Source organism: Sphaerisporangium sp. NPDC049003 (assembly GCF_043197795.1).
Classification (GTDB): Bacteria; Actinomycetota; Actinomycetes; order Streptosporangiales; family Streptosporangiaceae; genus Sphaerisporangium.
The window spans coordinates 1-14,187 of sequence record NZ_JBICTU010000045.1; the positions used below are offsets into that span (position 1 = coordinate 1).

Here is a 14,187-nt window from a genome sequence, read left to right on the forward strand (position 1 = left end):
TCGGTCACATCAAAGCGCGCCACATCCGAGTTCTATCAGCCATGACCAGCCCGCTACCGGACCCCACCAAGATCCGAACGTCAAACAGCTCCTAGCGGCCTGTCACTCCGGCCGTCCGCCGAGGTGGCGTTCGAGGGATTCGACCTTGGAGGTCATGGCGTCGTCCACGCCCGGTCGCACGTCCGCCTTGAGGACCAGGCTGACGCGGGGGGCGACCTCGGCGACGGCCTCGACGGCGCGCTTCACGACGTCCATGACCTCGTCCCAGTCGCCCTCGATCGTGGTGAACATGGCGTCGGTGCTGTTCGGCAGGCCGCTCTCGCGGACCACGCGGACGGCTCTGGCCACGGGTTCGGCCACGGCCTCGCCCACGCCGAGCGGGGTGACGGAGAATGCGATGATCATCTGTCCATTGTCCACGACGGGAGCAGCGGGGGCGGATAGCCGGGCACCTTGGGCGAGGCCTTCCACGGCTCGTGGATCAGCGGGGCGGGCAGCGCGGCCAGCTCGGGGATGTACTGCCTGACGTACGCGCCGTCCGGGTCGAACCTGTGGGCCTGGCGCAGGGGGTTGAGCACGCGGTTCGGCCTCGTGTCGTTGCCCGTGCCCGCGACCCACTGCCAGTTGCCCCAGTTGTTCGGGATGTCCCCGTCCAGCAGCAGGTCGGCGAAGTGCTCCCCGCCCACCCGCCAGTGGATCATCAGCCGCTTGGTGAGGAAGGAGCCGACGATCATGCGGGCGCGGTTGTGCATCCACCCCTCGGCGAGGAGCTGGCGCATCCCGGCGTCCACGATCGGCACCCCGGTCATGCCCTCCCGCCAGGCCTGGGCGGCGTCCTCGTCGTCGTTCCAGTCCCTGGATCGCGGCCGGTAGTCGCGCCGCGGCAGGTCGGGGAACGCCAGGGCCACCTGGTAGTAGAAGTCGCGCCAGCACAGCTGCCTGACGAACTCCTCGGCGCCCGGCCGGCCCACGGCCCGGGCGGCGACCTCGGACGGCGACACGCAGCCGAACCGGAGGTACGGGCTGAGCATAGAAGTCTGGTCCTCCGACAGCGTGTCGTGCCCCTCGGCGTAGTCGGCCAGGCAGAGCCTCAGCCACAGCTCCAGGCGCCGCCTGGCCAGCGTCTCGCCCCCGCGCAGGTTCCCGAACGGCCGCTGAGGCCGCGCGGGCAGCTCCCCCGGGTCGATCCCGTCGGGCAGGGAGACCACCCTGGGCGGACCGAGGACCGGCCGGTGGGCCGTGCTCGACCAGGCCCGCCAGTACGGGGTGAACACGCGGTAGTGGTCGCCTCCGGCGGGCAGCAGCTCGCCGGGCGGCACGACGGTCACGCCCGGGAACAGCCGGAACCCCAGCCGGTGGGCCTCGCACGCCTCCTTCAGCCGCCGCTCGCGCCGGCGCGCGTACGCGCTGACGTCCGAGGAGGTCCAGATGGCCGACGCGGGCAGCTCGGTCGCGAGACGTACGGCCTCGGCCACCGGGTCGCCCCGGCGTACAACGAGGTCGCCTCCGAGGTCGCGAAGTGACGACCTCAGGTCCGCAAGGGCCTCGGCCAGGAACCCCTGACGGTGGTGTCCACGTATCGCCGGGTCCAGGACGAACAGGGGGACGACCGAGCGCGCCCGCGCGCAGGCTTCGGCCAGCACCGGGTGATCGTGCACCCGGAGATCCCTGGTGAGCAGCACGATGACAGTGTCCACATCCAACTCTTCGGAGATCACCGGCAGGCGGTTGCGTCCGGCGGCGGATACCTTGCGAAGGACTCAGCGAGAGGGGAGCCGAGCGCGGCCGGACGTACGAGCGGTGGCATGGCCGTCCGGGCAGGGGCCGAACGGTTCGGGCAGGTGCCGCCACCTGGCAGGCTGTTACCTCGACGGGCGGCCACGAAAGCGGGGCCTGGACAGAGCGAATGGACGAGCGCACAGGTGAGATGACCGGCGAGCCGGTCGACGAGGGGCCGAGCTACGGCATCGGCGCCGTCGCCCGGCGGCTCGGCGTGCCCGCGCCCACCCTGCGCACCTGGAACCTCCGCTACGGCATCGGGCCGAGCCACCGCAGCCCCGGCGGGCACCGGCGCTACGACGCGGCCGACCTGCTGCGCCTGGAGGAGATGAACCGGCTGATCAGAGCCGGGCTGCCTCCCGCCGAGGCCGCCCAGGCCGCCCTCGGGCGGACTCCTGCGGACCTCGGGCGGCTTTCGGGGCCGGTGGACCGAGCGGTGCCCGAGGCGGGCGCCGTGCGGGTTCCGAGCGCCGCCGTCCTCGCCAGGGCGGCGCTGAACCTCGACGGTGACGCCGTCGTCTCGGGCCTCGGCGCGGCCCTGGACGAGCACGGGGTCGCCTGGACGTGGGAGCGGCTGGTCCTGCCGGTGTTCGACGCGATCACCAGGAGGCAGGACGCGACGGGCGCGGGCGTCGAGATCGAGCACCTGTTCTCCGAGCGGCTGCTGAGCGCGCTGAGCGAGCGTGCCGGCAGGCCCGCCCGTCCGTCGCATCCCCGCGCGATCCTCCTGGCCTGCGCCGAGGACGAGCAGCACAGCCTGCCGCTGTACGCGCTCGCGGCGACGCTCACCACGGCCGACCGCCTGGAGACGCGCATCCTCGGGCCGCGCACGCCCTACCACGCCCTGGCGGACGCCATGCGCCGCCTCGGGCCCATCGTGGTCTTCGTCTGGTCACAGCTCGACGCGACGGGCGATCCCGGGCCCCTCCGGGCGCTGCCGGCGCTGCGTCCGGCGAGCCGGATCATCGTGGGGGGGCCCGGCTGGTGGGACGAGCGCCTTCCCGCCGGGGTCGGCCGCGCGTTCTCCCTGCGGGACGCCGTGACCCAGGTCCGCGCCACGCTTCACTAGATCATCCTCGGGCCGCCGGGCCTGTTCGTCGATCCTTCTTGACCTGTCCAGGCCCTCGTTTTGGGTCTTCTTGGGTTGCGCGCCACACACTCGGAGGTCTATGAATAGGTTTTGAGTAAGTTTCCGCCCCCGAGGAGGGTCCAATGACGGGCACACTCGGCATCCGTCTGGCGAGCGGTGACGACGCCGCTCTCGCGGAGTGCTACCGGACATACGGGTCACTGGTCGCGGCCTACCTGCGCAGGCTCGTTCCCGCGCAGGACATCGAGGACGTGCGGCAGGTGGTCTTCTCAGAGGTGTGGCGCTCGCGGCACCGCTATGATCCGAGCCGCAGCCTTGAGGCCTGGCTGCTCGGCATCGCCCGCAAGCGCGCCATCGACCACCTGCGGGTCCGGGTGCTCGCGACCGTCCCGCTGGACAGTGTGTCGGAGCCGAGGGACGGCGACGGCCGCGAGACGGCCGATGCGTTCGGCAGTCGTGACCAGATCCAGCGGGCGCTCGCGGTCCTGCCCGGGCCGCAGCGCGAGGCGATCGAGCTGGCCTACTACGGCGAGCTCACCCAGAGGGAGATCGCCGAACGGCTCGACGTGCCACTCGGCACCGTGAAGGCCCGCACCGCACGCGGCCTGCACCGGCTCTCGACGATGCTGTCGCCGATCGCGGCGTGAACGAACGGCGTGAACGAACGGCGTGAACGAACGGCGTGAACGGCGAGGGCTCGCGGCCGTCCGGGGCCGCGAGCTCACGCCGCGCGTGGTCATACGGTGAAGGTCAATCCGGCCGGACCACGGCCAGGGAGTGCGGCGGCAGGGAGAGGCCGTCGCCGGTCAGCGCCACCTTAGGGTCGGAGGCGATCAGCACCGTGCCCGGCCCGAGCCCCACGGTCACCGGGGAGTCGCCGAGGTTGGCGGCCACGCGGAACGCGCCCCGGTGCACGACGATCGAGCGATCCCGCTCGCTGAACTCGACGGACACGCGGTCGAGCCGGGGGTCGGCGAGGTCGGGAACCGTCTTCCTGAGCCTGATCAGATCGCGGTACCAGCCGAACAGCTCCTCGTGGACCGGCGACGACAGCTCGCTCCAGTCGAGCTTCGAGCGGTGGAACGTCGCCTCGTCCTGCGGGTCGGGAGCCGTGGCGCCCCAGTCGTCGTAGCCGAAGCCGACGAACTCCCGCTCCCTGCGCTCGCTCTCGCCCTGCGCGAGGTGCGGCTCCACGTGGTCGGTGAAGAACAGGAACGGCGTTCTGGTCCCCCACTCCTCCCCCATGAACAGCATCGGAGTGAACGGCGAGGTCAGCAGCAGGCCGGCTCCGACCTTGAGCGCCTCGGGCGAGAGCCGGTCGCCCATCGCCCGGTTGCCGATCTGGTCGTGGTTCTGCAGCGAGCACACGAACCGGTAGCCCGGGACGCGGTGCCGGTCGACCGGACGGCCGTGCTTGCGCCCCCGGAAGGTGGAGTACGTGCCGTCGTGGAAGTAGGCCGAGGTGAACACCTTGGCGAGCACCTCCATCGGCCCGAAGTCGCAGTAGTAGCCGTGCCGCTCACCGGTCAGGGCGGAGTGCAGGGCGTGGTGCACGTCGTCGTCCCAGGTGCCGGCCAGGCCGTAGCCCCCGGCCTCGCGCGGGGTGATCAGCCGGGGGTCGTTCAGGTCGGACTCGGCGATCAGCGTGAGCGGCCGTCCGAGCGCGGCCGACAGCGCGTCGGTCTCCTCGGCGAGCTCCTCCAGGAAGTGCAGGGCACGCTTGTCGTGCAGGGCGTGCACGGCGTCCAGGCGCAGCCCGTCGACGTGGTAGTCGCGCAGCCACTGCAGCGCGTTGCCGATGAAGTAACGGCGCACCTCGTCGGAGTGCTTGCCGTCCAGGTTGACCGCCTGCCCCCAGAACGAGGACGCGGACTCGTGGAGGTAGGGCCCGAACTGGGCGAGGAAGTTCCCGGACGGCCCGAGGTGGTTGTAGACCACGTCGAGCAGCACGCCGATGCCCGCGCGGTGGCAGGCGTCCACGAACCGCTTGAGCCCGTCCGGCCCGCCGTACTCCTCGTGCACCGCGTAGAGGTCGACCCCGTCGTACCCCCAGTTGTGGCGCCCGGGGACCGGCGGGACCGGGAGCAGCTCCACGAAGTCGACCCCGAGCTCGGCGAGGTGGCCGAGCCTGCCCGCCGCCGCGTCGAAGGTGCCCTCCTTGGTGAACGTGCCGACGTGCAGCTCGTAGATCACCGATCCGGGGAGGTCGCGCCCGCGCCAGGCCTGGTCGCCCCAGGTGAAGCGGTCGTGCTCGTAGACCCGGCTCGGCCCGAAGACGCCGTACGGCTGCCGACGCGTCCTCGGGTCGGGGAACGCCTCGCCGCCGTCGACGCTGAAGGCGTAGTCGGTGTCATGGGAGGCGCCGGGCACCTCCGCCGTCCACCAGCCGTCGTCCCGCCGGACCATCTCGTGCCGGCGCGCCTTGTCGATCTCCACCTCGACGCGGCCCGCCGTCGGTGCCCAGACCTCGAACATGTTCCTCCCCGCAGTGCATCCAGAACCGTGCTCCAGAAAGGAGTGTCCCCGAAGGACGTGACGCCGTTGACCGCCGCCCGCTATTCCCTTTCCAGCAACGCCACGGGATAACGTGCGAGCAGGTGGGCGAACGGGACGCGCCCGGCGTGGGAAGTGCCGGCGAGCACGTCGCGCCACCGGCCCGGAGGCAGGGTCAGCGTCTCGGCACCCCAGCCGCCGCGCCGCTCCAGAGCGGCCGGGAACCGCGTGGCCACCGCCACCGCCTGGTCTCCCCGGGCGAACGCGATGGCGTGCTCGCGGCCCGCGCCCTCCTCGTCGGCTTCGAGCGGGATGTACGGCGCGGCGGGGTCGAGCCTCGCGCGCAGCTTCAGGGCGGACGCGGTGACCAGGAGCTTGGCCGCGTCCCAGGTGTCGCCCGCCGGTGCGTCGAGGAGCGAGCGCCGGTAGGCGAAGTCCACGGGCCGCCGGTTGTCGGGATCGACCAGCGAGAAGTCGGTGGTCTCGCTTCCCTGATAGACGTCCGGGATGCCCGGCATCATCAGCTGCACGAGCTTCTGGCCGAGGGAGTTCGCCTTGGCGTACCGGTCGACGCGCTCGGTGAACGCGGCGACCGAGAGCCCGCAGACGTCGATCGCCCGCGCGGCGAAGTCGCGGACGCCCTTCTCGTACGCGGCGTCAGGGGCCATCCACGAGATCGTGGTCTTGGCCTCCCTGGCCGCCTTGTAGAGGTAGTCGCTGAAGCGCTCGACGCTGATCGGCCACGCCGCCATGAGGTTCTGCCAGGCGAGGTAGTCGAGCTTGGGGTCGAAGGAGACCCGCTCGGACCAGCCGGCCACCGCCTCGGCCCACTCGCCGGGAAGCTCCGACAAAACGGCGAGGCGAGCGCGGACGTCCTCCGACCGCTTGGTGTCGTGGGTCGAGAGCGTGGTCATCGTGTACGGCGCCATGCCGGCGCAGAACGCGTGGAACTCCTCCGCCGAGACGCCGAAGCGGTCGGGCTCGCCGCCGACCTCGTTCAGGCAGGCCAGCGGGTACCAGCGGTAAAGCGCGGTGTCCTCCACGCCCTTGGCCATGACGGGCCCGCAGGTCTGCTGGAACCGGGTGACCGTCTCGGCCGGGCCGGACAGGACCAGATCGGCCGCCCTGGCCACCGCCTCGGGATCGGCACGGCGGGCGGCCTCGGCGGCGGCCGCGCGGATCAGCCTCACGGTCTTCGCGGGAGGCTCCTCTCCCGGGACGGCGTACGCCCGGTAGACCGGCATCGCCGCGAGCAGCTCGACCATGGCCGCACGCAGCTCGGGCACGTCACGGGTGAGCCGGTCGATCTCGCTACCGAAGAACTGCGCCAAGACCTGCTTTTTCGCCTCATAGCGCACGATGTCGTAATCGGCCGGGAAGGCGGTGTGCTGGAGGAACGTGCCGACCAGCGGCGCGGCCCCCGCCGGATCGACGAACAGCCGGGTGACCATGTTGAGCGCGTCGTATCCGGTCGTGCCGTCGCACGCCCAGTCGTCCGGCAGCCGCTCGTCGTCGATGAGGATCTTCTCGGCCACCGTCCACACCGGGGCCAGCTCCCGCAGCCGGGCGAGGTAGGCGCGCGGATCGGCCAGCCCGTCGGGATGGTCGACCCGCAGCCCGGTGATGACCCCCTCCGCCACCAGCGCGAGGATCACCCGGTGGGTGGCGTCGAAGACCTCGGGGTCCTCGACGCGGAGCCCGATGAGGGAGGAGACGTCGAAGAACCGCCGGTACCCGGGGCTCTCCCGCCACGGCACCAGCCGGTAGAACTGGTCGTCCAGCCTGCCGCCGCCCCGCCGCACGGGGAACTCGTGGTCGTAGTAGCGCAGGACGTCGCCGTCGGCCATCACCTCGGCCTCGACGTCGGTGTCGTCGCCGAGCACGGGCATCGCCACCTTGCCGCCGGACCAGTCAATGTCGAACCACCGCACCGAGGGCGACTCGGGGCCGTCCCTGAGGACCTCCCAGAGCCGGGCGTTGGCCGACTCGGGGACGGGCACGGTCATGTGGTTCGGCACGATGTCGGCGATCAGCGGGAGCCCCTTGGCCGCCAGCTCGCGCAGCCCGGCGACGCCGCCGAATTCCTCCCTGATCCGCGAGTGGTCGGTCACGTCGTAGCCGTGGAGCGAGGCCGGCACCGCCTGCAGGATCGGCGAGAGGTAGAGGTGGCTCACCCCCAGCTCGGAGAGGTAGCCGACCAGGCCGGCCGCCTCCCCGAACCCGAAGTCCGGGGTGAGCTGGATCCGGTAGGTCGCCGTGGGCTTCGCGGGGGCCGTGGGACCGGCCGCCCCCGGCTCCCCCGACGCCGCGGGCTTCACCGATTCGGTCACGTCGTGTCCTCCGAACGTCAGACGGGCATGCGTGGGAACCGCTCAGGCACGGCGTAGCACCCGGACCGACCTACCCGCGACGGGCACCTCCTCACCCGCCCGGTACAGCTTGGAGTCGATCGAGATGGGCACCGCGGTGTCGATCTCGGGCACCCACACCTCGCCGAAGTCCTTCGGGATGGTGAACCGGATGATGTCGTGGTGGGCGTTGAACATCAGCAGGAACGAGTCGTCGACGACGCGCCGCCCCCGCCGGTCGGGCTCGGTGATGGCCTCGCCGTTGAGGAAGACGCAGAGCGACTTGGCGTACCCGTTGTGCCAGTCGCCGTCGGTCATCTCCTGGCCCGACGGCGTGAGCCAGGCGATGTCGGTCAGCTCGTCGCCCGACCCGCGCACCGCGCGCCCGAAGAAGAACCTCCTGCGCCGGAACACCGGATGGTCACGGCGCAGCCGCGCGAGCTGCTGGGTGAACTCCAGCAGCAGCCAGTTCTCGCGGACGTCGGACCAGTCGACCCAGCTGATCTCGTTGTCCTGGCAGTAGGCGTTGTTGTTGCCCTCCTGCGTACGGCCCAGCTCGTCTCCGTGGGAGAGCATCGGCACGCCCTGCGACAGGAACAGCGTGGCCAGGAAGTTGCGCTTCTGCTGCTCGCGCAGCGCCTCGACCGCACCGCTGGCCGGGCCCTCCTCGCCGCAGTTCCACGACCGGTTGTCGTCGGTGCCGTCGCGGTTGCCCTCGCCGTTCGCCTCGTTGTGCTTGTCGTTGTACGACACGAGGTCGCGCAGCGTGAAGCCGTCGTGGCAGGTGACGAAGTTGATCGACGCGGCGGGACGGCGGCTGTCGTCCTGGTAGAGGTCGCTGGAGCCGGTGAGGCGTGAGGCGAACTCCGGCAGCGCGGCGTGCTCGCCCCGCCACATGTCGCGGATCGTGTCGCGGTAGCGCCCGTTCCACTCGGTCCACCGTGGCGGGAAGTTGCCCACCTGGTAGCCGCCCGGCCCGACGTCCCACGGCTCGGCGATGAGCTTGACCTGGCTGAGCACCGGGTCCTGCTGGACGAGGTCGAAGAAGGCCGACAGCCTGTCGACCTCGTGCAGCTCCCTGGCCAGGGTCGAGGCGAGGTCGAAGCGGAACCCGTCGACGTGCATCTCGATGACCCAGTAGCGCAGCGAGTCCATGATCATCTGAAGCGTGTGCGGCGAGCGCATCAGCAGGCTGTTGCCGGTGCCCGTCGTGTCCATGTAGTAGCGCTGGTCGTCGTCGACGAGCCGGTAGTAGGCCTCGTTGTCGATGCCGCGCATGCTGAGCGTCGGACCGAGGTGGTTGCCCTCGGCCGTGTGGTTGTAGACGACGTCGAGGATGACCTCGATGTCGGCCTCGTGCAGGGCCTTCACCATGGCCTTGAACTCCAGCACCTGCCCGCCCCGCTCACCCGAGCTGGAGTAGGCGTTGTGCGGCGCGAAGAAGCCGATGGTGTTGTAGCCCCAGTAGTTGGTCAGCCCCCGCTGCTCCAGCGTGTCGTCGGTGACGAACTGGTGTACCGGCATCAGCTCGACCGCCGTGACCCCGAGCCCCGTCAGGTGATCGATGATCTCGGGGTGCCCGAGCGCGGCGTAGGTGCCGCGGATGCGCTCGGGGATGCGGGGGTGCTGGATGGTCAGCCCCCGCACATGCGCCTCGTAGATCACCGTGTCGTGGTACGGCGTCGCCGGCGGCCGGTCGTGCCCCCATCCGAAGAAGGGGTTCACCACGATGGACTTCGGCACGTAGGCGGCCGAGTCGGTGTCCTCGCGGCTGTCGGGGTCGCCGAAGCGGTAGCCGTACACGGCCTGGTCCCACTGCACGCCGCCCTCGATCGCCTTGGCGTACGGGTCGAGGAGGAGCTTGTTCGGGTTGCAGCGCTGCCCGCGCGACGGCTCGTACGGGCCGTCCACGCGGTAGCCGTAGCGCTGGCCGGGGCCGATGCCCGGCAGGTACCCATGCCAGACGAACCCCTCGCACTCGGTGAGCGCGACGCGTTCCTCCTTCTGGTCCTCGTCGAAGAGGCAGAGCTCCACGCGCTCGCCGACCTCGGTGTAGAGCGCGAAGTTCGTCCCCGCGCCGTCATATGTAGCCCCGAGCGGATAGGGGTCGCCGGGCCAAGTTTCGATCATGTCACCACCCGGATAGGGATTTGCCCCATGTTCCCCCGACCATGCCACCCAGCGCAGCTCGGTGAGTCAATCACTTGTCCAAGGGGGACAATGTGCGCTTCTATGTCAAGGACTCTGTGTCACGGTGCGGCTCCGCACGCGTCGCCACGTGATCGTGCGGCACGAGCCAGGCTACTCGACCTCGCCAGGTCGGCCCGCGCCGGACACTCGCCCCCCGGCGGCGCGCGCTGCTTCCCCGCGGATCTCCTCATCCCCTGTGATCTCGGCGAGCAGGGCCAGCACCGGCGCCTCGTACAGCCGGGCGCCCGAGCTCGTGACGAAGGCCAGCCCCTCTCTGAGGTGCCGTTCGGCGAGGGCGGTGTCGCCCAGGACCATGGCCAGCCTGCCGAGGCAGAGCCCGGCCAGCGACCAGCCGAACAGGCCGTCCTTGACGGTGATCCGGTCGTACAGCGCGCGTGCGGCGGCCGTGTCGCCCACGGCCAGGCAGATCTCGCTGAGCGCGTCGGCGATGAACCGGTAGTACAGGTCGTGCTCGACCGCCTCGAACCCGTCGGCGGCCAGTTCCGCGAGGACGGCCCGCGCCTCGTCGCGCCGTCCGCGATCGTCTCCGGCGGCGTCGAGGTCGTCGCCTGCCTCGCTCAGCCCGTCGCCTGCCGCGTCGGGGTCGTCGCCGGCCTCGTTGAGGTCGAGCAGGGCCAGGCAGCGCACGAGCCGCCGGCTCAGGTCGTCCGGCGCTCCGGCCTGCATCCCGTCGGCCACCGCGAGCGCCTCCGCCGCGCGACCACGGCACCGCAGGACGAGCGACCTGAACAGCTGGGTGCGGGAGTCCGGGTCCCCCCGGCCGAGGGCGCCCTCGGGATGGGCCAGCCCCGACTCCTCCGCGCCGGCGAGCGCCTCGTCGAACCGGCCGCGCAGGTACGCCGTGACCGCCTTCTGCCAGGCCGCGAGGCTCAGCATGGCGGGCTGGCGCAGGCTCAGGGCGGTCTCGTACAGCCAGGTCAGGAGCTCGTCGGCCCGGTCGAAGTCGCCCGCCGAGACGCGCATGATGTAGTCGGCCTCGCGTCCGAGCCACTCGTACGGAAGGTCCCCGATCCTCACGCCGACCTCGATGATCTCGTCGACGAGCGCCTGCCGCTCGCGGGGGTCCGCGTCGCCGCGCAGCAGCATCTCGTGGGCGACCAGCGTGCGGAGCAGCGACCGGTCGTCCCCCGACCGCCTGGCCATCCGTACGGCCTCCATGGCGAGGCCGGCGCTCTCGTCCAGCGACCGCCTGTAGTACCCCGCGACCGCCAGCGCCGCCAGGAGTTGCGGCGCCCAGGGCGAGTCGCCGGGCTGGTCGCGCAGGACCCGTTCGATGCGGGCGGCGAACCGGTCCATGCCGGCCCACTCCTCGAACATGAGCCAGTAGATCAGGTCGGAGAAGCCGAGGGCGGCCCGCGCGAGCCTGTCGATGTCGCCCATCTCCTCGGCGAGGGCGGCGGCCTCGTCCAGCGTGGCCCGCACCGCCGTGCTCATCCCGGCCGCCGCCTGCGCCTCCGCCAGGTCGAGGAGCAGGTCGCAGCGCAGGGCAAGGTCACCGCCGGCGGGCTCGCCGGTCAGCCGTACGGCGTGCCCGAGGTGCTCCACCGCGTCCTCGTGGGCGAGCTGGCCCGTGGCGTGCGCCGCGGCCTGGCGGGAGTACTCGATCGCCTTGGCGGCCGTCCCCGTGAGGACCAGGCCCTCGCGGTAGTGGTGGGCGATCTCGGCCGGGGGCGCGTCTCCGCGGCGCTCCAGCACGGCCGCCACCTGGGCGTGCAGGCGGCGCCTGCGCAGCGGCGCGAGACCCGCGCGCAGGACGTCCCGGACGATGTCGTGGACGAAGCGATGGCCGATGGGCGGCTCGGCCCGCTCGGCGAGCAGCCTGGCCCGCACCGCCGCGTCGAGGATGTCGAGCACCTGGTCCTGGGGCACGCCGGCGGTGTCGGCCAGCACGTCGAGCAGCACGTCCAGCCGGGCCTCCCGGCCGAGGAGCGCCGCCGCGGTCAGGACCTCGCCGGTGTGGGGAGGCAGCGCGGCGACGCGTCCCATGACCACGTCGGCGACGGCATCGGGCGCCGCGACGCCCTCGCCCAGCCGCACGACCTCGCCCAGGAAGAAGGGGTTGCCCGCCGTCAGCCGCGCCATCCGGCCCGCGAGCGCCGGATCGGCGCCTTCACGGCCGAGGTACTCGCCGATGTCCCCTTCCGACAGGCCGGCCAGCGTGATCCGCTCGGCGTGCGGCAGCCGTACAAGGGCCGGGAGGTGGCGCGAGAGCGGCTGTGCCACGTCGGTGTCGCGGTAGGTCGCCACCACGGTGAGCCTCGGACAGGCGCGGGTCGTCGCCAGGAACTCCAGCAGCCCGAGCGAGGAGGCGTCCGCCCACTGGAGGTCGTCGAGGACGACCAGCACGCGGCCGTACCCGTTCACCAGCCGGACGACCGCCTCGTACAGCGGGAAGCCCTCCCCCGCGCCCACCAGCTCGGCCAGCTCGCCGTCGCGCCCGGTGAGCTCCCGCACGGCCTGCGCCCACGGCCAGAACGGCGGCGCGCCGCTGCCGTCCCAGCACCGGCCGAACACGACCGTACGGCCGGCCGCGCGGGCGGCCCGCGCGGCCTCCTCGGCGAGGCTCGTCTTGCCGATCCCCGGCTCTCCCGCGATCAGCACGACCCTGTGGTCCGCCGCGGCGACGGCCTCCGACAGCAGTGCGGACTCCCGCCCCCTGCCGACCAGTGGCGGCGCCTCGGGCACGGGGGCCGCGGGCGCGGCGGGGGCTGCGGGGGCTGCGGGCGCGGCGGTGACCGTGCCGCGAGGGATGAGCGAGGGGTCCTGGGACAGGATCGCCCTCTCCAGCTCGCGCGAGCTCGGATCGGGGTCCAGACCCAGCTCCTCGACCAGCAGCCGCCGCCCCTCGGCGAGCGTGGCGAGGGCGTCGGCCTGCCGTCCTGCCTGGTAGAGCGCGTGGGCTCGCAGGCGGCGCAGGCGCTCGCGCAGGGGAAGCGCGGCGAGGAGCCTGGTCAGCTCGGGCACCATCCCGGCCCCGATGCCGAGGCCGAGCTCGGCCTCCGCGGTGTCCTCCACCAGCGCCAGCCTCAGCTCGCCGAGGTGGGAGATCTCCTCACGCGCCCAGGAGTCCTCCTCGAAGCCCGACAGGGGATCGCCCCGCCACTCGGCGAGCGCGCGGCGCAGCTCGTCCCTGGCCCCGGACAGGTCGCCCAGGCGGAGCAGCCGCGCCCCCTGTGCCGCGTGCGTCCTGGCCCGCGTGAGGTCGAGGCTCTCGGCGGGAATGACCAGGGCGTAGCCGCCGAGCTTGCTCACAAGGACGCGGGGGGCCACCGCCCGGACGCGTCCGGGTTCCAGGATGCGGCGGAGCTTGGAGACGTAGGCCTGCACGGTGTTGAGCGCGCCCGCCGGCGGCTCGTCCTCCCAGAGCGCTTCGATGATCCTCGAAGGGCTCATCGGGCGAGGTGAGGCCAGCATGCACATGGCCAGCACGGCCTGTTGCTGGTGCGGTCCGAGGTCCAGGGCGCTCTCGCCGTCGGCGAGCACGCAGACAGGACCAAGCAGGCGAAACTCCACGCAGCTCCCTTGGATGCCCCGGGCGTACGGCCCGATAGTAGCCAGTGCCAACCGGTTCGCATACGGCGAAGCTGGCACGGTCCACCCGATGCGATGGAATGCCCTCTCAAAGGGCGAGGCGCTGCCGGTCGGGCGACCGGGGCGGCTCAGGCGCTTCTGGCGACCTGGGCGGCTCAGGCGCTCTTCCTGGCGGCCGGGGGCTCGAAGAAGTTGAGCAGGCCGTCGCCCTTGCAGGTGCGGCACGTGCGGCCGCCGGCCCCCCTGCCGTCTCCCCCGCAGGTGCAGCAGACGACCACCCGGTCGAACCGGGGGTCGCGATAGGTGTGCCTGGTCCGGTACCGGATGATCGCCCAGCCCTGCACCCACGCGAACCCGTCGATCTCAGCGAAGACGGCGTCGCTGAGCTCCCAGTGGCGGGCCATCGCCTGCTCGCGTATGAGGGTCCAAAGGTTGACTGCGATCCCGGTGGGGCTGACATTCATAGAGGATCGTCCTCTCGTCCGGGTTGCGCGGGTGTTCCGAGCAGGACCGATGCCCCAACCACCGGTCCAGCCTTGAGTCGGCTCCGAACCGGCCGCGCGGCTCGCCGCGCGACCACCCCGTCCCGCAGGGGGCGCCACCCCACGATGACGACTTCACAGGGGAGGCATCTGCTGCGTTAGGGGCTACCCATCTCTTTACCCTGGTTCGTGCCAAGAGCAACCGCCAATGGCAATTGCCACAGGAAAGTGTCGTCGGCGGATACCTTCGGCG

At 71.8% G+C, this 14,187-nt stretch carries 9 protein-coding genes; 2 read left to right on the forward strand and 7 right to left on the reverse strand.

All coding sequences use genetic code 11. The features are described from left to right. Nucleotides 1-102 precede the first annotated feature (102 nt). Nucleotides 103-405, reverse strand: coding sequence for an MTH1187 family thiamine-binding protein (locus ACGFIV_RS33265; RefSeq protein WP_358550529.1), 303 nt, complete (start codon nucleotides 403-405; stop codon nucleotides 103-105). Beyond that, on the reverse strand, nucleotides 402-1,697 hold the full coding sequence (locus tag ACGFIV_RS33270) for a cryptochrome/photolyase family protein (RefSeq protein ID WP_392838953.1): 1,296 nt from the start codon (nucleotides 1,695-1,697) through the stop codon (nucleotides 402-404). Before ACGFIV_RS33270 ends, ACGFIV_RS33265 begins: the two co-directional genes overlap by 4 nt. Before the next feature lie 209 nt (nucleotides 1,698-1,906). Between ACGFIV_RS33270 and ACGFIV_RS33275 the strand changes: the two genes are divergently transcribed. Together ACGFIV_RS33275 and ACGFIV_RS33280 are read left to right on the forward strand one after the other, a co-directional pair. Then, nucleotides 1,907-2,848: a MerR family transcriptional regulator gene (locus ACGFIV_RS33275; RefSeq protein WP_392838955.1), complete on the forward strand. Its 942-nt coding sequence runs from the start codon at nucleotides 1,907-1,909 to the stop codon at nucleotides 2,846-2,848. A gap of 143 nt (nucleotides 2,849-2,991) precedes the next feature. Then, entirely contained in the window at nucleotides 2,992-3,516 is a 525-nt protein-coding gene (locus ACGFIV_RS33280) for an RNA polymerase sigma factor (RefSeq protein ID WP_392838957.1), read from the forward strand. 103 nt (nucleotides 3,517-3,619) lie between these two features. Here ACGFIV_RS33280 and treZ read toward each other — a convergent pair whose 3' ends face one another. The 5 genes from treZ to ACGFIV_RS33305 all read right to left on the reverse strand — a co-directional run bounded on the left by treZ (nucleotide 3,620) and on the right by ACGFIV_RS33305 (nucleotide 13,916). Continuing rightward, nucleotides 3,620-5,344 (reverse strand): malto-oligosyltrehalose trehalohydrolase, encoded by a 1,725-nt coding sequence (gene treZ / locus ACGFIV_RS33285; RefSeq protein WP_392838959.1) that lies wholly within the window; start codon nucleotides 5,342-5,344, stop codon nucleotides 3,620-3,622. An 80-nt stretch (nucleotides 5,345-5,424) separates the two neighbouring features. Next, the gene (gene treY, locus ACGFIV_RS33290; RefSeq protein ID WP_392838961.1) at nucleotides 5,425-7,692 is read right to left on the reverse strand and encodes a malto-oligosyltrehalose synthase; all 2,268 of its coding nucleotides are present in this window, start codon (nucleotides 7,690-7,692) and stop codon (nucleotides 5,425-5,427) included. Nucleotides 7,693-7,734: 42 nt separating this feature from the next. After that, the gene (gene glgX / locus ACGFIV_RS33295) at nucleotides 7,735-9,840 is read right to left on the reverse strand and encodes a glycogen debranching protein GlgX (protein ID WP_358550517.1); all 2,106 of its coding nucleotides are present in this window, start codon (nucleotides 9,838-9,840) and stop codon (nucleotides 7,735-7,737) included. Between the two features lie 171 nt (nucleotides 9,841-10,011). Continuing rightward, nucleotides 10,012-13,434 (reverse strand): BTAD domain-containing putative transcriptional regulator, encoded by a 3,423-nt coding sequence (locus tag ACGFIV_RS33300; RefSeq protein WP_392838963.1) that lies wholly within the window; start codon nucleotides 13,432-13,434, stop codon nucleotides 10,012-10,014. 173 nt (nucleotides 13,435-13,607) lie between these two features. Continuing rightward, nucleotides 13,608-13,916 carry a hypothetical protein gene (locus ACGFIV_RS33305; RefSeq protein ID WP_358560567.1) on the reverse strand — a complete coding sequence of 103 codons (309 nt, stop codon included), beginning with the start codon at nucleotides 13,914-13,916 and terminating at the stop codon, nucleotides 13,608-13,610. Between the last annotated feature and the right edge of the window lie 271 nt (nucleotides 13,917-14,187).